This is a genomic window from Micromonospora endophytica (assembly GCF_003236305.1).
Classification (GTDB): Bacteria; Actinomycetota; Actinomycetes; order Mycobacteriales; family Micromonosporaceae; genus Micromonospora; species Micromonospora endophytica.
Genome location: NZ_POTX01000095.1, coordinates 1 through 20,234 on the forward strand (window position 1 = coordinate 1; position 20,234 = coordinate 20,234).

The 20,234-nt window shown below is 69.8% G+C and carries 16 protein-coding genes; 9 read left to right on the forward strand and 7 right to left on the reverse strand.

Translation table 11 applies throughout. The features are described 5' to 3' along the window. Positions 1–126: 126 nt before the first annotated feature. Both C1I93_RS15650 and C1I93_RS15655 read left to right on the forward strand, forming a co-directional pair. Complete coding sequence (locus C1I93_RS15650) at positions 127–1,038, forward strand: LysR family transcriptional regulator (protein ID WP_111244022.1); 912 nt, start codon at positions 127–129, stop codon at positions 1,036–1,038. Further along, positions 1,035–1,904: an AraC family transcriptional regulator gene (locus C1I93_RS15655; RefSeq protein WP_111244023.1), complete on the forward strand. Its 870-nt coding sequence runs from the start codon at positions 1,035–1,037 to the stop codon at positions 1,902–1,904. The genes C1I93_RS15650 and C1I93_RS15655 overlap by 4 nt, the downstream gene beginning before the upstream one ends. 52 nt (positions 1,905–1,956) lie before the next feature. On the opposite strand, the gene C1I93_RS15660 is transcribed toward C1I93_RS15655, so the two are convergent. Continuing rightward, positions 1,957–3,948, reverse strand: coding sequence for an acyl-CoA dehydrogenase family protein (locus C1I93_RS15660; RefSeq protein WP_111244024.1), 1,992 nt, complete (start codon positions 3,946–3,948; stop codon positions 1,957–1,959). Positions 3,949–4,023: 75 nt separating this feature from the next. Between C1I93_RS15660 and C1I93_RS15665 the strand changes: the two genes are divergently transcribed. The 3 genes from C1I93_RS15665 (at position 4,024) to C1I93_RS15675 (ending at position 6,872) form a co-directional block, all read left to right on the forward strand. After that, positions 4,024–4,623 (forward strand): TetR/AcrR family transcriptional regulator, encoded by a 600-nt coding sequence (locus C1I93_RS15665; RefSeq protein ID WP_181445187.1) that lies wholly within the window; start codon positions 4,024–4,026, stop codon positions 4,621–4,623. 192 nt (positions 4,624–4,815) lie between these two features. Further along, a complete protein-coding gene (locus C1I93_RS15670) occupies positions 4,816–5,862 on the forward strand; it encodes a lytic polysaccharide monooxygenase auxiliary activity family 9 protein (RefSeq protein ID WP_111244026.1) in 1,047 nt (348 codons plus the stop codon). A gap of 182 nt (positions 5,863–6,044) precedes the next feature. Beyond that, positions 6,045–6,872 carry an SAM-dependent methyltransferase gene (locus C1I93_RS15675; RefSeq protein ID WP_111244027.1) on the forward strand — a complete coding sequence of 276 codons (828 nt, stop codon included), beginning with the start codon at positions 6,045–6,047 and terminating at the stop codon, positions 6,870–6,872. A gap of 53 nt (positions 6,873–6,925) precedes the next feature. Here the strand turns inward: C1I93_RS15675 and C1I93_RS15680 are convergent, their stop codons facing one another. The 3 genes from C1I93_RS15680 to C1I93_RS15690 all read right to left on the reverse strand — a co-directional run bounded on the left by C1I93_RS15680 (position 6,926) and on the right by C1I93_RS15690 (position 10,277). Further along, positions 6,926–8,848 carry a trypsin-like serine protease gene (locus C1I93_RS15680; protein ID WP_111244028.1) on the reverse strand — a complete coding sequence of 641 codons (1,923 nt, stop codon included), beginning with the start codon at positions 8,846–8,848 and terminating at the stop codon, positions 6,926–6,928. A gap of 83 nt (positions 8,849–8,931) precedes the next feature. Continuing rightward, positions 8,932–9,399, reverse strand: coding sequence for a GNAT family N-acetyltransferase (locus C1I93_RS15685; RefSeq protein WP_223256465.1), 468 nt, complete (start codon positions 9,397–9,399; stop codon positions 8,932–8,934). 230 nt (positions 9,400–9,629) lie between these two features. Next, positions 9,630–10,277, reverse strand: a complete 648-nt coding sequence (locus C1I93_RS15690; RefSeq protein ID WP_111244029.1) for an FMN-dependent NADH-azoreductase — start codon at positions 10,275–10,277, stop codon at positions 9,630–9,632. Between the two features lie 120 nt (positions 10,278–10,397). Here C1I93_RS15690 and C1I93_RS15695 point away from each other — a divergent pair, with 120 nt between their 5' ends. The 3 genes from C1I93_RS15695 to katG all read left to right on the forward strand — a co-directional run bounded on the left by C1I93_RS15695 (position 10,398) and on the right by katG (position 13,745). Then, positions 10,398–10,883, forward strand: a complete 486-nt coding sequence (locus tag C1I93_RS15695) for a MarR family winged helix-turn-helix transcriptional regulator (RefSeq protein ID WP_223256466.1) — start codon at positions 10,398–10,400, stop codon at positions 10,881–10,883. A 133-nt stretch (positions 10,884–11,016) separates the two neighbouring features. Beyond that, positions 11,017–11,472: a Fur family transcriptional regulator gene (locus C1I93_RS15700; protein ID WP_111244030.1), complete on the forward strand. Its 456-nt coding sequence runs from the start codon at positions 11,017–11,019 to the stop codon at positions 11,470–11,472. After that, complete coding sequence (gene katG, locus C1I93_RS15705; protein WP_111244031.1) at positions 11,469–13,745, forward strand: catalase/peroxidase HPI; 2,277 nt, start codon at positions 11,469–11,471, stop codon at positions 13,743–13,745. The genes C1I93_RS15700 and katG overlap by 4 nt, the downstream gene beginning before the upstream one ends. Before the next feature lie 160 nt (positions 13,746–13,905). On the opposite strand, the gene C1I93_RS15710 is transcribed toward katG, so the two are convergent. Beyond that, the gene (locus C1I93_RS15710) at positions 13,906–14,151 is read right to left on the reverse strand and encodes a hypothetical protein (protein WP_111244032.1); all 246 of its coding nucleotides are present in this window, start codon (positions 14,149–14,151) and stop codon (positions 13,906–13,908) included. Between the two features lie 422 nt (positions 14,152–14,573). Further along, positions 14,574–15,344, reverse strand: a complete 771-nt coding sequence (locus tag C1I93_RS15715) for a FadR/GntR family transcriptional regulator (RefSeq protein WP_111244033.1) — start codon at positions 15,342–15,344, stop codon at positions 14,574–14,576. A gap of 218 nt (positions 15,345–15,562) precedes the next feature. Between C1I93_RS15715 and C1I93_RS15720 the strand changes: the two genes are divergently transcribed. Further along, positions 15,563–16,516 (forward strand): aldo/keto reductase, encoded by a 954-nt coding sequence (locus C1I93_RS15720; protein WP_223256467.1) that lies wholly within the window; start codon positions 15,563–15,565, stop codon positions 16,514–16,516. Positions 16,517–16,575: 59 nt separating this feature from the next. Here C1I93_RS15720 and C1I93_RS15725 read toward each other — a convergent pair whose 3' ends face one another. Beyond that, complete coding sequence (locus C1I93_RS15725; protein WP_111244035.1) at positions 16,576–20,136, reverse strand: ThuA domain-containing protein; 3,561 nt, start codon at positions 20,134–20,136, stop codon at positions 16,576–16,578. Between the last annotated feature and the right edge of the window lie 98 nt (positions 20,137–20,234).

Genomic DNA, 20,234 nt, shown 5'->3' on the forward strand with positions numbered 1-20,234 from the left:
GTCCCCGGCGACCCGGGCGGGGGCGGTGATCTCCGGACTGGTCATCTGTGGATTCTCAGCCGTCTGACTCTTCAGTACCAGCGATTATCTCTTCACCACGATTCAGTCCGGCTTTATAGTTGCGGCGTGCTCGACGTCCACCGGCTCCGGATCTTCCGCTCCGTGGTGGCGTCCGGCTCCGTCCAGGCTGCCGCCGCCAACCTCGGCTACACCCCCTCCGCGATCAGTCAACACCTCGCCGCGCTGCAACGCGAGACCGGCCTCACCCTGCTCGCCCGAGCGGGGCGGGGCCTGCGACCCACCGCCGCCGGGCATGCCCTGGCCGCCGAGGCCGACCGGGTGCTCGCCCGCCTCGGCGAGGCCGAGTCACTCATCGCGGACCTGCGGTCCGGTCGTACCGGCACCCTGTCCATCGCGTACTTCGCCTCGGTCGGTGCGGCGTGGATGCCGCATGTGGTGCGGCGGCTCACCACCGACCTGCCCGGCGTCCGGCTGGATCTGGAACTGCGCGAACACATCCCGGACAACCGGGAGGAGCGCGCCGACGTGCAGGTGGTGGTGGCCCCAACCGGCTTCCATCCCGGTTCCGGCTTCACCGCCCACCATCTGCTCGACGACCCCTATGTCGCGGTGCTGCCGGCCGGGCACCGCTTCGCCGGCCGGGCCGAGGTCGATCTGGTCGACCTCGCCGACGAGCGCTGGGTCGACAACGACTTCGCCCGGGGCTGGTGCCGTAGCAACCTCATCGAAGCCTGCACCGCCGCGGGCTTCAGCCCGGCCTTCCGGGTCGAGGCGCACGACTACCCGACCGCGCTGGCCTTCGTCGGTGCCGGCATCGGCCTCACGGTGCTGCCCGCGCTCGGCGCGGCGCAACTGCCCGCAGGCGTGACCCGGGTCCGGGTGGTCCGCCCCACGCCGACCCGGTCGATCCACCTGGTGGTGCACGACGCGGTCGCGCACACCCCGGCGGTGCGGGCGGCGGTCACCGCGCTCCACGAGGCGGCGCGCACAGAGTTGTCGGCGGAGGCAGGCACGTGATCTCGACACTCAACCGGCTTGTCGATCTCGTCGAGGAACACCTCGTCGAGGACGTCGACGTCGACACCTTCGCCAAGATGTGCGGCACGACCGAGTACCACCTGCGCCGGATGTTCTCGTCGTTGGCGGGCATGCCGCTGTCGGAGTACGTGCGCCGGCGGCGGATGACCGTCGCCGCCAGCGACGTGGTCCGCGGCGAGTCGGATCTGCTCAGCATCGCCGTGCGGCACGGATACGGCTCGACCGAGGCGTTCGGGCGGGCGTTCCGGGCCGTGCACGGTGCCGCTCCCGGTGACGTACGCCGCGATGGTGGTCCCCTTCGCAGCCAGCCGCAGATCAGGTTCCGGCTGACCGTGGAAGGGGGCCTGCCCATGCACACCCGCATCGTCGACCGCCAGGCGTTCCGGCTGGTCGGACACGCCGCCCGGGTCCCGCTGATCCACCACGGAGTCAACCCGCACATCCAGCGGCACATCGCCGCGCTGCCGGCTGCGGAACATCTGCGGCTGAAGGCACTCAGCGACACCGAGCCGGCCGGTCTGCTCGCGGTCTCCGACGATCTGGATCCCGACTTCCCCGAGGGCACCGAGCTGACCCAACTGCACGGGGTGGCGATCGGCGGGGACACGCCGGTCCCCGCCGACCTCGACACCATCGAGGTGCCGGCCGGCAGGTGGGCGGTGTTCCGCAGCAGCGGCCCCTACCCGCAGACATTCCAGACGACCTGGGCCGCGACGGCGACCGAATGGTTTCCGAGCAACCCGTGGCGGCTGCGTCCGGGGCCGGCGCTCACCGCGATCCTGGCGCACGCGGCCGATTTCCGCACCGCGACCTGCGAACTGTGGCTGCCCGTCGAACCGGTGTGACACTGACACTGCCCGGATGCGGTCTGTGCCGCATCCGGGCGACGGCGGCCGGTTACGCCGGCACCGGCTGGGGATCACCGGCGGCGTCCCGCGCCGCCATGGTCTCCTGCCGGTCGGCCTCCTCCCGCAGGATGGCGCAGTTCAGCCAGGCGTCCGGGACGGCGAAGCCGTCCACGAGCGTGCGCAGGTGCGGACGCAGCTCCTTGAGCAGGCTGTTCACCACCGCGGTGATGGCCTTGGACCGGGCCGGGGTGAGCCGGCCGTGCTCCAGCAACCAGCCCTTGTTGGCCTCGATGACGCTGAGCGCGTAGAGGTCGCAGACCCGGGAGAGCAGTGCCTTGACCGCCGGGTCGGCGGTGTCCTCGATGCCGGCGACGAACGCCTCCAGGGTGACCCGGTCGATGTGCGCGGCGGCGACCGTGAGGACGTGGTCCTGCACGTCGTTGAAGATGTCGAAGGGGCGGTCCTGCTTGGAGGCCGCGCCGCCCCGCAGGCGGCGGATCGCGCCGTCGAGCAGGTGCCGCTCGCGGTCCTCGAAGACCTTGAGCTGCCAGCCCCGGTCGGTGACGGCTACCTCCTCGTCGTGGCCGGGCACGGCGCCGATCAGGCGCTGGATGAGCGACCGCGCGGCGGTGCGTTCGAGCACCATCTCCCGCACCTGCTCGGCGACGAAGGAGGCACGCCCCCAACCGTCCAACGAGCCGAACTCGTCCCGGTAGCCGGTGAGCAGCCCCTTGGCCACCAGTTGCAGCAGCACCGTGTTGTCGCCCTCGAACGTGGTGAAGACGTCGGTGTCCGCCTTCAGCCCGGGCAGCCGGTTCTCGGCCAGGTAGCCGGCACCGCCGCACGCCTCGCGGCACATCTGGATGGTGCGGGTGGCGTGCCAGGTCTGCGCGGCCTTGAGCCCGGCCGCCCGGGACTCCAACTCCCGTTGCCGATGCTCGTCGACGGGTTGGCCGGCGCCCTGCGCGTCGTGCAGCGCGGCGACCAGCTCGGCCTGGGCGAAGTGCAGCGCGTACGTGGTGGCCAGGGCGGGCAGCAGCTTGCGTTGGTGGGCCAGGTAGTCGTTGAGCGGGACCTCACGGTCGGCGTCGGGTGCGCGGAACTGGCGGCGGATGTCGCCGTAGCGGACCGCGATGGTCAGCGCCGACCTGGTGGCCGCCGAGGCGGCGCCGCCCACGCTGACCCGGCCCCGGACCAGCGTGCCGAGCATGGTGAAGAAGCGGCGGGAGTCGTCCTCGATCGGGCTGGAGTACGTGCCGTCCGCCGCGACCTGCCCGTACCGGTCCAGCAGCATGTCCCGGGGCACCTGCACGTGGTCGAAACTGAGCCGTCCGTTGTCCACGCCGAGCAGGCCGGCCTTGGGCCCCGCGTCGCCGATGGTCACGCCGGGCAGCGCGTTGCCCTGGGCGTCGCGGATCGGCACCAGCCACGCGTGTACGCCGTGCCGGCGGCCCTGCGTGATCAGTTGCGCGAAGACCACCGCCATCCGGCCGTCGCGGGCCGCGTTGCCGATGTAGTCCTTGCGGGCCGCCTCGTGCGGGGTGTGCAGGTCGAAGGTCTGCGTCTGCGGGTCGTACGTGCAGGTGGTGCGCAGCTGCTGGACGTCGGAGCCGTGGCCGGTCTCGGTCATCGCGAAACAGCCGAGGGTGGTGCCGGAGACGATGTCCCGAAGGTGGGCGTCGTGGTGCCGCCGGGTGCCGAGGGCCATCACCGCGCCACCGAACAGGCCCCACTGCACGCCCGCCTTCACCATCAGCGACAGGTCCACCTGCGCCAGCATCTCGCTGGCGACTATCGACCCGCCGACGTCGGATCTGCCGCCGTACTCGGTGGGGAAGGCTGACGCGATGCCCAGCTCGACGGGAAGCTCGGTGAGCAGCCGGCTGACCCGCTCCCGGGCCTGGTCGCCGGTCTCGCCGTAAACCGGTAGGAACCGGGCGTCGAGGTGGTTCCGATGCGCGGCGCGGACCTCGGCCCACGGCCCGTCGAGCACTTCCTGTAGGCGGGCGAGGTCGATCGGGCCGGACAGGTGACTTGACATGACTCACCTCAAGTGGCGGACGTCTATGGGTACAGCCTGTACCCAAACAACGATACTGCCCGTTACAGTGATCCGGTGAGCGATGCCGGGGTGAGGCGGGACACGATCGCCGCGCGTCGCGCGGCCGGTGCCCCGGACGAGCGCGCCCGACGACGGCAGTTGATCGTGGAAGCCGCGGTCCGGGTCATCGAGGAGAGCGGCACCGAGGCCGGCCTGGGGGCGGTCGCCGACCGCGCCGGGCTGCCCCGGCCGCACGTCTACCGCCATTTCACCAGCAAGGACGACCTCGACCAGGCGGTCGCCCGACACGCGGCACGACTGCTCAGCGCGTACATTCGCCCGTCGCTGTCGGCGGCGGGAACGCCGCCCGAGGTGATCCACGGCATCATCGGCCGGGTGCTGAGCTGGGCGGTGGAGCACCCGAACCTCTACCGGTTCCGGGCCCGTCTGCGCACCGCGCAGGCCGTGCCCGAACTCGCCGAGGCCGCCGTGGCCAACCTGCGCGCCGCCGGATACCGGGCGCAGCTGCCGGCGTACGTGGTGGCCAGCGTCATCGGCCTGGTCGACGCCGGCATCATCTGGTGGTTCGACCACCAGGAGGAGGTCGGCGTGCACCAGCTCAACGACTGGCTCGCGGCCCAGGTCTGGCGGGTCGTCGCCGAGGCGGTCGAGTAACCCGCCGCTACGCCAGAAATATCGACATGTTCCAATTGGTCGAGTACGATCGCGGCGGGGAGCCGTCAGGTCGTCGCAGGCAGCACAGTGGTGCCGCCTGCCATCTTATGTCCGAACCGACCGGCGTGTGCTCTCGACGGGTTGGGCATCCCGGCGAGCGACACCGGCGTCGGCGGACCAACTGGAGCATCGATGAAATTCTCACGAACAGCCCGTCGGTTGGGACTCGGCGCGGTCACCGTACTCGCCGCCGCGTTCACGATGGTCGTGGTCCAGCAGGCCGGCCCGGCCTCGGCGCACGGATCCGTCACCAACCCGCCGTCCCGCAACTACGGCTGCTGGGAACGCTGGGGCGCCGACCACCTCAACCCCGCCATGGCCCAGAGCGACCCGATGTGCTGGCAGGCATGGCAGGCCAACCCGAACACGATGTGGAACTGGAACGGCCTGTACCGCGAGAACGTCGGCGGCAACCACCAGGCCGCCGTCCCGGACGGACAACTCTGCAGCGGCGGTCGTACCCAGAACGGCCTGTACGCCTCGCTGGACACGGTCGGCGCGTGGACCGCGAAGCCGATGCCCAACAACTTCACGCTGACGCTCACCGACGGTGCCCGCCACGGCGCGGACTACATGTTGATCTACATCACCAAGCAGGGCTTCGACCCGACCACCCAACCCCTCACCTGGAACAGCCTGGAACTGGTGCTGCGTACCGGCAGCTATCCGACCACCGGGCTCTACGAGGCCCAGGTGAACGCGGGCAACCGCACCGGGCGGCACGTGGTCTACACGATCTGGCAGGCGTCCCACCTCGACCAGCCGTACTACCTCTGCAGCGATGTGATCTTCGGTGGTGGCGGCACCCCGCCGACCACCAGCCCGCCGACCACGTCACCGACCACCCCGCCGACCAGCACCCCGCCGCCGGCGGGCAATGGTGCCTGCACCGCCACCTACCGCAAGACCAGCGAGTGGTCCGGTGGCTTCGGTGCCGAGGTCACCGTGCGGGCCGGTAACGCCGCGATCTCCGGCTGGACGGTGAACTGGACCTGGCCCAACGGCCAGAGCATCACCAGTTCCTGGAACGCGACGATCACCTCAAGTGGATCGTCGGTCACCGCCTCGAATGCCGGTTACAACGGAAACCTGGGCGCCAACGGGAGCGCCAGCTTCGGATTCAACGGATCCTGGAACGGGACCAACTCCACTCCCACCCTTACCTGCACCGCCAGGTAACCGCACCCGCGACGGGGGTGACGCCGCACGGCGTCACCCCCGTCGACGCGATCCCGGCAGATGGCGGTGGCTGCCTTGGGAGCGGTACCAATCAGCGGCCGTTTGATCGCTACACTCCTGCGCAAAGCCGGAACTGCCCGCGATCCTTTGTGGGCGCTGATCCGAATTGAATGGAGACGCCTGTGACTCGCGACGAGGCGGCACCACCCGGTATCGACACCAGCATTCCCAGTGTGGCCCGGGTCTACGACTTCTTCCTCGGCGGCAAGGACAACTTCGAGGTCGACCGCCAGGTCGCCGCGCACGCCCTGCGGATCACACCGGACGGTCCGGCGGCCGGCCAGGCGAACCGGGCCTTCCTGCGTCGGGTGGTCCGGTACCTCGTCGCCGAGGTGGGCCTCGACCAGTTCCTCGACATCGGATCCGGGCTGCCCACCCAGGGCAACGTGCACGAGGTCGCCATCGAGCACAACCCGAAGGCCCGGGTGGTCTACGTGGACAACGACCCGATCGTGCTGACCCACGGGCGGGCGCTGCTCGCCGAGGAGGGCACCGCGACGGTGATCCAGGCCGACATCCGGTCGCCGCAGGAGATCCTGCACCACCCGGACGTGCGCCGGTTCCTCGACTTCGACCGTCCGGTCGGGCTGCTGCTCTTCGCGATCCTGCACCACCTCGGTGACGACGAGAACCCGAAGGCGGTGGCGGCGGAGCTGATCGACGCCCTGCCGTCCGGCAGTTACGTCGCGATCTCGCACTTCCGCGACCCGGGCGAACAGGCCCCGGAGGCGTCCCGGAAGGCGCGTGAGGTCGAGCGGATCTTCAACGAGTCGCTCGGCACCGGCCGCTGGCGCAGGGACGAGGAGATCCTCGACTTCGCCGACGGTCTGACGGTGCTGGAGCCGGGATTGGTGCCGCTGGCCGAGTGGCGTCCCGAGCCGGGCACGCCGGCCGTGGAGCAGACGGACACCTATCACACCTTCGTCGGGATGCTAGCCCGCAAGGCGTAGAACCGAGCCGGGCGTCGATGGTGGAGTGCTGTGGCGCTCCACCATCGACGATCTCAGCCGATCCGCGCCGGACCGAACCAGCCGTGCAGGTCGACAAGCAGGTGGATGGTGCCACCGCTGACGTTCTTGATCAGGATCCGGCCGTCCTGACCGACCCTTCGTACGGGGTCGAACTTCCCGCCCTGCACCACCACCATCGAGGCACGCGCGTGCTGCCCGGCGGTGAAGTTGAGCACCGAGGGATCGCCGCTGACGAACGCCGCCCCCGAGTCCGGTTTGACGGCCAGGAACCCGGTGCCTGTCGGCTTCACCACGGCCAGGTTCACGATGGCACCGGCCAGCCCGGCGGACGGAATGCCGTTGGCCCCGCTGAGCTGCACCGCGACCGTCCCGTTGGCGGGCACGGCCACCCCTTGGTCGGCAGTCGTGTTCAGCACCCGGGTGGGCGGCGTCAGCCGTAGCCCGGCACCCGTGCGGGCCGTCGCGGTGACGTAGCCCTGCACGCTGATCACCAGGTGGACCGCCGGTCCCCGGTTCTCGATCGTCACCTGACCGTTCGCCGACAGCTTCACCGCGACGCCTTGCGAGGTGATGCCGCTGACGTAGTCCAGCAGGCTGCGGGTCTCGACCGGGCCGCCGGTCGGGTAGGCGCGCAGGTAACCGGGGCCTGTCGCGCCGACGACGGCGATGTCCAGCAGGGCGCCGGTCGCGCCGACCGGGATGGTGCCGCCGGTCAGGGCGATGGTCCGGGTGCCACCGGAGGGCACGGTGCCCTTCGTGGTGCCGGTGCCGTCGCGGGTGTCCGCCACCCGCCGGTGCGGCACCGCCACGAAGCCGCCACCAGCCGGCGACGCCTCCACGGAGCCGGCCCGGAAGTAGCCGTGCACGTCGACCATGATGTGGGTGTCGCCGCTGTTGGTGTAGACCGAGAGTGTGCCGTCCGCGCCGACCCTGACCACCTGCGTGGCCGAGATGATGTCTCCCTTGTGGGCGTTGACCGTGGAGGTGGCCGGCTGGGGTGTGCCGCCCGGGAAGGCGGTGAGGTGGGTGGTGGCGGTCGGGCTGATCGCGGCGACGTCGACGAGCACCGCACTCACCCCGTACGCCGGCACGCCGGCGGTCCCGAGCACCCGGAACGTGGTGGTGCTCCCGCCCGCCTTCAGGCCCTTCGCGCCACCGGTGTCGGTGCGGGTGTCGAGCAGGGTTCCGCTGGCCGGAAGCGCGACGTAGTCGTCGGCAGTGCTGGCGTGGATCCAGTCGCCGAGGTCGTCGACGCGGACCTCGATGGCCGTGCGGCGGGTCTCGGTCTCGGCCAGGCAGCCGCCCTGCCAGGACGAACCGTGCAGGGCGACAAGTGTGGGCGTGCCGGCGACCTCCCGCAGCAGGGGACCGCCGGCATCACCGCGGCAGAGGGTGGCACCGGTGGCGGCGCCGTCGATGGCGACACTGCCGGCGGTGACGTTCTGCACGGTGAAGGTGCCGGCGTGCAGCCTGGTCGGCACCCATTCGGTGGCGGTTCGCCCGAATCCGGCGGCCACCAGCTGCTCACCGCCGAGGGCCACCGAGCCGAGCGCCACCGGCGCGACGGTGGTCACCGGCTGCGCGAGCTGCGCGAGCACCACGTCCCGGGTGGCATGGGGTACGAGCGCGGTGACGGCGAGGACGTGCCCGCCGGACCCGGTCAGGTCGGTCCGCCCGACCGTGACGGTGGTGGGACGATCCGGTGCCCGACCGCTGTTGGCCTGCGTCGCCTCCGGGAAACAGCCGGTCGTCGTGATCACCCAGGAAGGATCGACAAGCGCGCCGGTGCAGGATGCCAGCTCGTTCTGGATCTTCGCGGTGAACAGGTAACTGCCCGCCGGTACGGGAGTGGACCCGCTGACGGCGTTGGCGGCGACGCCGCCGATCATGCCGGCACCGAGAGCGGCGGCGACGACAGCCGAGACCCTTGCCCGGCGAGTTCGCGTGAAACGCATACGGCCTCTTTCGAGTGGAACGACGGTGAGCGACGGTAACAACGATCGCCGATCCGATGTGGCCGCTACGATCAATCGTCCGATCAGGACACTTCTCGCCACACGTACGTCATGTCCGGCTCGTTCTCCTCGTTGCGGCTGCCGTCGCTCTCGTCGACCGGACGGAAGCCGCGCCGCTCGTAGAACCTCCGGGCGGAGGTGTTGCGGGTGAACACGCGCAGGTTGAGCACCTGCGGTCCGGTCCGCCGCACCTGATCGAGCAGCGCGTGACCGATGCCCTGCCCCCGGGCGTCGGGCCGCAGGTACAGATGCTCCAGCACCTCACCGTCGAGTGCGGCGAAGCCGAGGATCTCACCGGTGTGGGGGTGCTCGGCCACCCAGGTCACACAGCCGGGCAGCACCACGTGGGTGACCCAGGCTCTGGTCTGCTCCTCGTCGTAAAGGCGCGGCAGATAGGGCATCGCGGCCGCCCGGGAAGCCAGGAACACCCGCGTGACGGTGTCGGCGTCGTCGGCCTTGGCGCGGCGGATCACCGCTGTCGTGCCGTCCACTCAGTCGGCCCGGCCCGCCGGGTCGGTGGCGAGGGTGCCACCGCCCACCCCGATGCCGCCGTCGGTGGCGCAGACGTGGTTGGCCATGCGATCCATCCTAGGTCGTCGCGCCCTGCTGTCCGCGCACCTTCCGCACCTCCCGGTGTCACTTCTCGGTGGGTGCGGAAGGTGCTGGTCAGCGGAGGTCTCCAGGGGCGCGCACCGTGCCACCCGACCTCCACGCAGGTGGCTCAGGCCGGGACTCGGGTGGCGCCGAGGGCGCGGCCGGCGGCACGGGCGGCCTCTCGGGCCTCCGCGTGCATCTGGGCGGCCTGGTCGGTGAAGGGGTCCAGGGCGGGGTTGACGCCGACGAGGGTGAACTCACGTTCGATGACGGTGAGGTCGGCCCCCCAGGCGTCGGCGAGGATGCGACGCAGGTAGGGCGTCGAGTGGTCCCAGCCCTCACGCGGGGTGCCGCTGCCGTACGCGCCGCCACGGACCGTGGCCAGCACCGCCGGCTTGTCCGCGAGGAACGGGTTGCCGGTCACTCGTGGGTCGGCGCAGACGAGATCGACGTACGTCTTGACGTGCTGCGAGACGCCGAAGTTGTAGAGCGGCACGGCGAACAGGATCGCGTCGGCGGCGAGCAGTTCGTCCACGAGCGTGGCGGCGAGGGCGAGGGCCTCGCCCTGTTCGGCGGTGCGTTCCGCCGGCGCGGTGCTCCCGGCGGTCACGGCCGCCGCCCAGGCGGTCGCGGAGAAGGTGTCCACGCCGACGTGGCGACGCTCGATCGTGTCGCCGGGATGCGCGGCGAGCCACTCCTGCTCGACGATGTCCGCGATCTCGCGGCTCGCGGAGCCGTGCGTACGGATGCTGGCGTCCAGGCGGAACAGGGTCATCAGGTACTCCCAGCGGTAAGAGGTTCAAGCTTGAAGTCACCGTACGCCCTACTGCTTCAAGCTTGAAGTCGATGCGAGATGCCTCACTTCATCCGTGAAGTCGGCGCGTAGGCTGGACCCGTGCCGGAGGAGCCGCAGTGGCTGAACGACCGGGAGACCGAGGCCTGGCTCGCCCTGGCCAGTCTCATGTTCACGCTGCCCGGCGCGCTGGATGCGCAGTTGTCGCGCGACAGCGACCTGACGCTCTTCGACTACTCCGTGCTCAGCAGCCTCTCCATGACGCCCGGGCGGGCCCAGCGGCTCAGCGACCTGGCCGGCCATATCGGCAGCTCGCTGTCTCGGCTGTCGAACGTCGTCAAGCGCCTGGAGCGGCGGGGTCTGCTGCGCCGGGAGCCCGATCCGGAAAGCCCTCGCTACACCCGGGCCGTGTTGACCGACGACGGGTGGGACACGGTGGTCGCCGCGGCGCCGGGGCACGTCGCCGCGGTGCGGCGCTACGTCATCGACGGGCTGACCGAGGGGCAGGTCACCGCGCTGCGTGAGGTCGCCTGCCACGTGACGGAGCGGATCAACGAAGCGTCGGCGGAGGTGCCGCGCCGCCGTTAGGCCGCCCTGTGCCTCGACCGCAGGCGATCGTCGTAGGCTTCCGGGTGCGAGCGGCCGTTCTGGGGTGGAATGTGCCGTATTGAGGCGGGGTGAAAACTTGAACAATTCCAAAAGAGTGGGCTAGGGTCGCCACGTGACGTCCGACTTCGAGGCTCAGCTGCGGTCGGTCTCGTTGCGCGTGACCCGGCCCCGCCTCGCGGTGCTCGCCGCGCTGCGGGACCACCCCCACGTCGACACGGACACCGTGATCGCGTTGGTTCGGGCTGATCTTCCCACCATCTCCCACCAGGCGGTCTACGACGTGCTGCGGGCGCTCACCGACGCCGGTCTGGTGCGCCGCATCCAGCCTGCCCGGGCGACCGCCCGCTACGAGGCGCGGGTGGGAGACAACCACCATCACGTCGTGTGCCGCTCCTGCGGTGCGATCGCCGATGTCGACTGCGCCGTCGGCAGCGCCCCCTGTCTCACCGCCTCCGACGCCCACGGCTTCACCGTCGATGAGGCGGAGGTCGTCTACTGGGGCACCTGCCCCGACTGCGCGACCGCACGCACGTCCCAGAGATCCACGAGTTCGGAAGGAAGTAGATGAGCCACACCCAGGAGAACGGCCCCGTCAGCCCGCAGGGCGTGGACGAGAAGGCGGCGGCCGGCTGCCCGGTCGCGCACGATTCGGTGACCGCGCACGGCAGCGAGAGCGAGAACCCGGCGATCGACTCGCCGACGCCGAAGACGGGCGGTCGTCCCCGTACCAACCGGGACTGGTGGCCCAACCAGCTCGACCTGTCGGTGCTGCACGCCCAGTCGCCCAAGGGCAACCCGCTGGGAGAGAGCTTCAGCTACGCCAAGGAGTTCGCCAAGCTCGACGTCGAGGCTCTCAAGCGGGACATCACCCAGGTGCTCACCACCTCGCAGGACTGGTGGCCTGCCGACTTCGGCCACTACGGCGGGCTGATGATCCGGATGAGCTGGCACGCCGCGGGCACCTACCGCATCGAGGACGGCCGGGGCGGCGCCGGTGACGGCGGCCAGCGCTTCGCCCCGCTGAACAGCTGGCCGGACAACGCCAACCTGGACAAGGCCCGCCGGCTGCTCTGGCCGGTCAAGCAGAAGTACGGCCAGCAGATCTCCTGGGCCGACCTGCTGGTGCTCGCCGGCAACGTGGCCCTGGAGTCGATGGGCTTCAAGACCTTCGGCTTCGGCTTCGGCCGGGAGGACGTCTGGGAGCCCGAGGAGATCTTCTGGGGTCCGGAGGACGCCTGGCTCGGTGACGAGCGGTACGCCTCCGACAAGGAGATGACGGCGGGTGTCGGGGCGACCGAGATGGGTCTCATCTACGTCAACCCGGAGGGCCCACGCGGTAACGCGGACCCGCTCGCCGCGGCGTACTTCATCCGCGAGACCTTCCGCCGGATGGCGATGAACGACGAGGAGACCGTCGCCCTCATCGCCGGTGGCCACACCTTCGGCAAGACCCACGGCGCCGGCGTCGCCGACGACCACGTGGGCGCCGAGCCCGAGGGCGCGCCGCTGGAGGCACAGGGCCTGGGCTGGCTGAGCACGTACGGCAGCGGCAAGGGCGGGGACACCATCACCAGCGGCCTCGAGGTCACCTGGACCGACCGGCCGACGCAGTGGAGCAACCGCTTCTTCGAGATCCTCTTCGGCTACGAGTGGGAGCTGACCACCAGCCCCGGTGGCGCCAAGCAGTGGGTGGCCAAGGACGCCGAGGCGATCATCCCGGACGCCCACGACCCGTCGAAGAAGCACAAGCCGACGATGCTCACGACCGACCTGTCGTTGCGCGTCGACCCGGCGTACGAGAAGATCTCGCGCCGCTTCCTGGCGAACCCGGACGAGTTCGCGCTCGCGTTCGCCAAGGCGTGGTACAAGCTGCTGCACCGCGACATGGGCCCGGTCAGCCGCTTCCTCGGGCCGTGGGTGCCGCAGGCACAGCTGTGGCAGGACCCGGTGCCGGCCGTCGACCACGAGCTGGTCGGTGACGCCGACGTCGCCGCGCTCAAGGCGAAGGTCCTGGAGTCCGGGCTGAGCACCGCTCAGCTGATCTCCACCGCCTGGGCCTCGGCCGCCAGCTTCCGCTCCACCGACAAGCGCGGTGGTGCCAACGGCGCCCGGATCCGGCTCGAGCCGCAGCGCAGTTGGGAGGTCAACCAGCCGGAGCAGCTCGCCACCGTGCTGGAGACCCTGGAGGGTGTTCAGCGGGAGTTCAACTCCGCCGGTGGGGCGAAGATCTCGCTCGCCGACCTGATCGTGCTGGCCGGTTCGGCAGCCGTGGAGAAGGCGGCGCGCGACGCCGGTGTCGAGGTGACCGTGCCGTTCCGCCCGGGCCGCACCGACGCCACCCAGGAGCAGACCGACGTCGAGTCGTTCCGGGTCATGGAGCCGCGCGCCGACGGATTCCGCAACTACCTGCGGCCGGGAGAGAAGACCCAGCCCGAGGTGCTGCTCATCGACCGGGCCTACATGCTCAACCTGACCGCGCCCGAGATGACCGTCCTGGTCGGCGGCCTGCGCGCCCTCGGCAACAACGTCGGCGGCACCGCGCACGGTGTCCTCACCGACCGGCCCGGCGTGCTCAGCAACGACTTCTTCACCAACCTGCTCTCCCCGGGCACTCGGTGGAAGGCGTCGGAGTCCGAGGAGCACGTGTACGAGATCCGGGATCTGGCCACCGACGAGGTGAAGTGGACCGCCACCGCGGTCGACCTCATCTTCGGCTCCAACTCCCAGCTGCGGGCCCTCGCCGAGGTCTACGCCAGCGACGACGCGCGTGAGAAGTTCGTGGCCGACTTCGTCGCGGCCTGGACGAAGGTCATGGAGCTCGACCGGTTCGACCTCGCCTGATCCGAGCGCAATCGACGAGCCCCGGCCGATCCGTCCACGATCGACCGGGGCTCGTTCGGCATCAGTCGATGTCTCGCATGCGTTACAAACTAGACGGTGACCTCGTTCTTGACTAGGAATGGTACGGGGCCGGCGTGCTGCCGACCCCGTACCGGTAGCGCTACACCTGACCGTCCTGCCTGGTAAACACGGCGATCAGGTGCAGCAGGTGGGCGATGGCCTTGGCGGCGACGGCAAGGCCATCGCGCCCCGTCGCCTGCAACAGTTCCGCTGCAAGCCCAGCCGCGATGGCCGCTGCCGCCAATCCTCTTCCGGCCGCCCTGGGCGCCGCTGGCTGCGACGTCCGGTTGTCGGGACGCTCTTCCTCGGGGACCTCGTCCGGTCCCATCCAGTTCTTGTCGGTCACCGGTGTACCGACACGAACGTGAGTGTTCCTGCGTCCCATTGCACAACGGCCGATGCGAGCCGGGGTAACGACTGAGCGTGCCCCTCTCGAATTCGGCCTCGGCTCGCCGAAGGGCGGCCGTAACCGCACGTTCTGTCCGCTGGATATGCCACGGCGGAGCTATGGGCGCTGCTGAAAAAATAACCCTAAATCGGTCCGATTAGGACGACCTTGGTTTATGCAAGTTGCACGCTGCACTGCGGCCGAAGGATTTCCTGCTGAGGGGTATCGGAAATTGGTCAGTGTAACTACGCAGCGTAGCCGAACTTTGTGCCGAAATAGCCCGCCCTGGGCTCTCGGTCAGCGGGCGGGTGCCGTGACCTGACCACAGCCGCCACAACCGTGGCCGGCAGTGGCGGCTGTTCGGCTGCGCAATGGGCTTGTCACCGTTGCAGGCGGATCGGTTCGCCCGGGTCGCCGCGCCGGACCAGCCAGGCCTCGGTGATGTGGGTGAACATCGCCTCGGCGGCGCCTTCCGGGTCGTGCGCGGCGATTCGCTCGTAGATGCGGCGGTGCCCACGGTTGGACGCCACGCACAGGGACCGTTCGGTCCGACCCATGTATCGCGCCGTGTTCACCACCTGACTCTCCAGCGCGCGCACCACACCCCGGGCGATGCGGTTTCCGGAGGCATGCATGACCGTGTCGTGGAAGGCCCGGTCGTGATCGTGGTAGGTCACGTGGTCATCGACGAGTTCATCCATCCGGTCGACCTGCGCCCGCAGCCGGTCGATGGTCAGCTGGTCGGCGACGCGGGCGGCGACGTTCGCCATGTCGGATTCCAGCAGCCGCCGAGTCACCACGAGGTCGTCGAGGATGGTGAGGTCGTTGTCCTCGGCGATGGTGGCCGCGAGGACCAGCTCGTCGAGCATGTCCCACTGCGACTGCGGGGTGATCATGGTCCCGGCGCCCTGACGGACCTGTACCAGCCCTTTCTCCTGGAGAATCTTCACCGCCTCCCGGACGACGGTCCGGCTCACCGAGAAGGTCTCACAGAGGATCGGTTCCGGGGGCAACGCCGTTCCCGCTGGGTGCGCCCCGCGCACGATGCGCTCCACCAGTTCGGCGGTCACGGCTCGGGCAAGGTTGGTCGGCCGTCGCACCCAGGCCGGGGTGGCCAGGGCATCCCGGGCCGTTTCCTGCGGTGGCGTCATCTCTCCTCCGATCGGCTCGCCAAGCTGCGACGTCCGCGGGTCAGTGTACGGCGAAGTATTGACGTCCATCAGACGTCATACGAGCTGACTCACCCGTGCCACCGCCCTCCCGGAACGAGCCGAAAAGCCCTTTCGGCGTACGCTGACGCCACCACTGTCGAGACGGAGGGCCGATGCGAGGAGTTTCCCAGCGGCGTGAACTAGCGCGCCGTCCGACGGTGCGCCTCACCGAGCTCGGGTTCGGTGCGTCCCAGGGCGGCAATCTGCACCGGGTGACCACTGACGACGAGTTCACCGCGGCTGTCGACACCGCGTGGCAGGGCGGCGTGCGGTACTTCGACACCGCGCCGCACTACGGGCTCGGGTTGTCCGAGCGGCGGCTCGGCGCCGCGCTGCGACACCGCCCGCGCGAGGAGTACGTGGTGTCGACAAAGGTCGGCCGCCTTCTGGTGCCGTCGCCTGAGGACGCGCATCGGCGTGACGCTGAGGGCTTCGATGTTCCCGCGACCCACCGCCGGGTGTGGGACTTCAGCCGGGACGGTGTGCTGCGGTCGGTGGAGGCCAGCCTCGACCGCACCGGTCTGGACCGGCTCGACATCGCCTACCTGCACGATCCCGACCACCACTGGGAACAGGCGGTCTCCCAGGCCGTGCCGGCCCTGATCGAGCTGCGTGACCAGGGTGTGGTGGGTGCCATCGGGGCGGGCATGAACCAGTCGGCGATGCTTGCCCGGTTCGTCCAGGAGACCGACATCGACGTGGTGATGTGCGCCGGCCGGTACACCCTGCTCGAACAGGGCGCGGCGGACGATCTGCTGCCCGCCGCCGAGGGGCGTGGCGTGGGTGTGGTGATCGCCGGTGTCTACAACTCGGGTCTGCTGTCGCGGGACCGGCCCCCGGCCGACGCCTCCTACAACTACCAGCAGGCGCCGCCGGAGCTGATCGAACGAGCCCGGCGGATCGCGGAAGTCTGCGAGACGTACGGCGTCACCCTGCCGCAGGCGGCGCTCGCCTACGTCCGTCGGCACCCGGCCGTGATCTCGACGGTGGTCGGGGTGCGCAACGGTACCCAGATGGCCGAGGCCCTGCGGCGGTCGGCGGCCGCCGTGCCCGACGAGCTCTGGGCCGCCCTGGCGTCGGCCGGGCTGCTCGCGCCGCCGACGACCGGCTGAGACGTCGAGGGTGGGGATCGGCTCGTGTTGTCGGAGCCGATCCCCACCTCACGCGGCCGTCAGGCCGCGCTGAACCGCCACTGCTGGTTGGTGCCGCTGTGGCAGGTCCACTGCAACAGCCGCGCGCCGTCGGTGGTGGCGCCGCTGTTGACGTCCAGGCAGAGCCCGCTCGGCACGCTCTTCACCGTGTAGACGCCTGTGGTGCCGGTCGCCGTGACGGTGAACTTCTGCGGGTTGCTGTTGTTGCAGGTGGCCTGTTGGAGGAAGGCACCCGCGGCGGTGGAGCCGCCGATGACCTCCGCGCACTTGCCGCTGTGCACCGCCTTGAGGTAGACCGCGCCGCCACCGGCGTCAACGGCCTGCCACTTCTGGTTGTTGCCACCGGTGGCCGCCCACTGGTGGATCTGGGCACCGTCGGCGGTGGAGACACCGCTGACGTCCATCAGTTTGTTGCTGTGCTGTGCGGTGAGCGTCCAGGTCCTGCCGGCGATCCCGTCACCCGGCGGGTTGGAGGGGCCGCCGACACCGACCCCGGCGCCGCCGAACGTGAACGAGTCGAGGTCGAACCAGTTGTTCGCGCTGCCCTTGAACACCATGTAGAGGGTTTGTGTTCCGGCGAGGGCGGTGACGTTGACCGGCGTCGTGGACTGGTAGTTGTCCCAGCCCCCGGTGCTCGGCACCGGGGTGGTGGCCAGCAGCGTGCCGGTCGGCGAACCGGCGCGCAGCTCGATGGTGCCGCCACCCGAGGGCGAGGAGAGCCGGTAGCTCACGTTGGTGATGCCGGAGAGGCTCATCGGGGTGAACGCCACCCAGTCGTTGTTGGAGATGTCGCCGACCCGCTTGCCGCTCTGCGCGCCGGCCTGGTCGATCACCCGGATTCCGGACTGGCTGCTGAAGTACTCGGCCTGCTTGTGCTTGGGCTGGAGGATCACCTGGGCGTGACCGGTGAGCGGTGCCGCGCCACCCGCGCCGCCGTTGTCGGTGTATCTGGCGTTCAGCACGTAGAACAGGTTGGCGCCGTCCGGATGCCCGCCGAGCAGATCGGTGGGGATGGTCCCGGAACAGCCGGCGTAGTCGGTGGTCTCGTGGGCGTGGTCGTCGTGCCCGAGGGCCGGGTTGAGGAAGACCTTGCTGCAGTCGACAGCCGCACCGCCCGGGTCGGAGACGCTGATCTGGTACGACACCCGGTCGCCGAAGGTCAGCATGCCGCCGTTGGCGGGGGTGGTGATGGTGACCACCGGCGCGGTGTTGCCGACGGTGATCTGGACGTTGGCGAAGCCGGTCTTGCCGGTGTTGTCGGTGACCTTGAGCTGTGCCGTGTAGTTGCCGTTGGCGGTGTAGACCTTCGACGGGTTGGCCGCCGTCGAGGTGGTGCCGTCGCCGAAGGTCCACTGGTAGCTGATCGTGTTGCCCGGGTCGGGGTCCATCGATCCGGCGCTGGAGAACTGCACCGTCAGCGGGGCGTTGCCGCTGGTGGGCGTGCCGGTGGCCTTGGCGATCGGTGACCGGCCGCCCTGCACGTAGTCGATCCGGTAGAGGCCGGAGTCACTGTTGCCGCCACCGAAGTTGGTGCCCCACTCCAGCAGGTAGAGCGAGCCGTCAGGCCCGAACTCCAGGTCCATCGGCTTGTTGAACCTGCTGGTGCTCAGGAACGAGTTGGTGCGGGTGACCGCCGTGGCCGAGTCGAAGTGCACCTCCTTGAGGTAGCTGCGCGACCACTCGTAGAAGAAGTGGACGCCGTCGTAGTACGGCGGGAACTTCGTCGCCGACGGGTTCGCCGGGTCGTAGCGGTACACCGGCCCGCCCATCGGTCCGGAGCCGCCGGAACCGAGTTCGGGGAAGGTCTGCGAGGCGCCGTAGCCGTACCACATGTTGGGCGCGACGACCGGCCGGAGGCTGGTCAGGCCGGTGTTGTTGGGGGAGTTGTTCACCGGCGCGGAGCAGTTGAACTTGGCACCGACCACGCCGGTGTCCGGGTTGTACGGCGCGTACGGCTGGTTGTCGCCGTGGCAGAACGGCCAGCCGTAGTTACCCGGTGCCTTGATCACGTTGAGTTCGACGAGGCCCTCGGGGCCACGGTTGGTGGTGGGCGGGTTCCGGTCCGGTCCGTAGTCGGCCAGGTAGATCCAGCCGTTGGCCGGGTCGATGGAGAAGCGGAACGGGTTGCGGAAGCCCATCGCGTAGATCTCCGCTCGGGTCTGCGCCGTCCCCTGCGGGTAGAGGTTGCCCGTCGGGATGGTGTAGCCGCCGCCGGCGGAGGGCCGGATGCGCAGCAGCTTGCCGCGCAGGTCGTTGGTGTTGCCGGCGGTACGGGCCGCGTCGAGCATGTGCTTGCCCGACCGCCAGTCCAGCGGGGCGTAGCCCTGCCAGTTGGGGTCGAGGTTCGGCGCGACGTCGTCACCGGTGCCGATGTAGAGGTTGCCGTCCGGACCGAAGTCGAGGTAGCCGCCGGTGTGGCCGGGCTCGGGGTACGTCCGGTCCCGGTACGCCGGGATGTCGATGATGGTGACCCCGCTGGACATGTTCAACGTGTCACCGGTGAGCGTGTACCGGGAGACCCGGTTGACGTCGGTGGAACTGCTGGCCGGCGAGTGGTAGAGGTACACGTAGCCGTTGCCGGTGAAGTTCGGGTCCAGCGCCAGGCCGGTCAGGCCGTCCTCGCCGCCGGTGTAGACGCTCAGCGTGCCGGCGGTGACGGTGCTGTTCGTGCTCGGCTTGAAGATCTTCACCTGGCCACCGCGCTGGACGTAGAGGACCCGTCCGTCGGGTGCCACCGCCAGCGCCATCGGGTCGACGGTGTTGCTGTCCAGGGTGCGCTTCTCGAAGTTGCCCCAGACGGTGCCGCCGCAGTCACCCGGTTCGTTGCCGGCGGCCCATTTCACCCCGCCGAGCACGTGGTTGCGGAAGTGCGTCTCGCTGTACGACTCGGCGGCGTGACCCATCGCGGTGGTCCAGACCCGACCGCCTCCGGTGGTGCGGCACCAGGAGATCGGGTGGTCCGGCCCCATGGCCCGGGAGCCGGGGTTGTACGTCCGCTCGTCGGCGGTGACCAGGACGTGCACGTCGCCGCGCGGGTTCTTGTCGAAGTTGTACCACTCCTCACTACGGTTCCAGCGGTCCGGCAGGCTCGCCGTCGAGGGGTGCTTCTTGTCGGCGACGATGGCGGTGCCGGGCAGCACGCCGGGGGAGTGCTCCGGCATGTGCGCCCCCGCGTTGACGGTCTGGTCCCACCACGGGTACTCGCCCTCGATGCCCATGTCGGTGGCGTTGTGGATGGCGACGATGCCCTTGCCGCTGGCAAGGAAGCCCTCCACCGCCTGGCGTTGGGCGGCCGAGGTCCACACCATGCCGGAGGTCTGGAACATGATGAGCACGTCGAAGGTGGCGAGGTTGGCCTGGGTGAAGACGTTCGAGTCCTCGCTGTGCACCAGCTCGAAGTTGTTCGCCGCGGCCTGCTGCTGGAACATCGAGACCCCGGCGGGGATCGAGTCGTGCCGGTAGCCGGTGGTCTTGGTGAAGAGCAGGGCCCGGAACGCCGGGGCGGCCGAGGCGGGGTGGACGGCCGCGAGCGAGAGTAACAGGCCCGCGATCACTGCGATGATCAGTGTTTTGCGACGCATGGCGTCTCCTAGTTCGGGCGAGCAGCACAATCGACCTTCATCGATCTATGTGATGCTGTGTCGCTCCGGGTGGTGGGGGTGGGGGTGTGGTTTCGGGC

Bases quoted from the DNA above. Each gene is read 5' to 3' on its own strand.
- C1I93_RS15660 (WP_111244024.1), bottom strand. From the start codon at position 3,948: ATGTCAAGTCACCTGTCCGGCCCGATCGACCTCGCCCGCCTACAGGAA.
- C1I93_RS15670 (WP_111244026.1), top strand. From the start codon at position 4,816: ATGAAATTCTCACGAACAGCCCGTCGGTTGGGACTCGGCGCGGTCACC.
- C1I93_RS15680 (WP_111244028.1), bottom strand. From the start codon at position 8,848: ATGCGTTTCACGCGAACTCGCCGGGCAAGGGTCTCGGCTGTCGTCGCC.
- C1I93_RS15690 (WP_111244029.1), bottom strand. From the start codon at position 10,277: ATGACCCTGTTCCGCCTGGACGCCAGCATCCGTACGCACGGCTCCGCG.
- katG (WP_111244031.1), top strand. From the start codon at position 11,469: ATGAGCCACACCCAGGAGAACGGCCCCGTCAGCCCGCAGGGCGTGGAC.
- C1I93_RS15715 (WP_111244033.1), bottom strand. From the start codon at position 15,344: ATGACGCCACCGCAGGAAACGGCCCGGGATGCCCTGGCCACCCCGGCC.
- C1I93_RS15725 (WP_111244035.1), bottom strand. From the start codon at position 20,136: ATGCGTCGCAAAACACTGATCATCGCAGTGATCGCGGGCCTGTTACTC.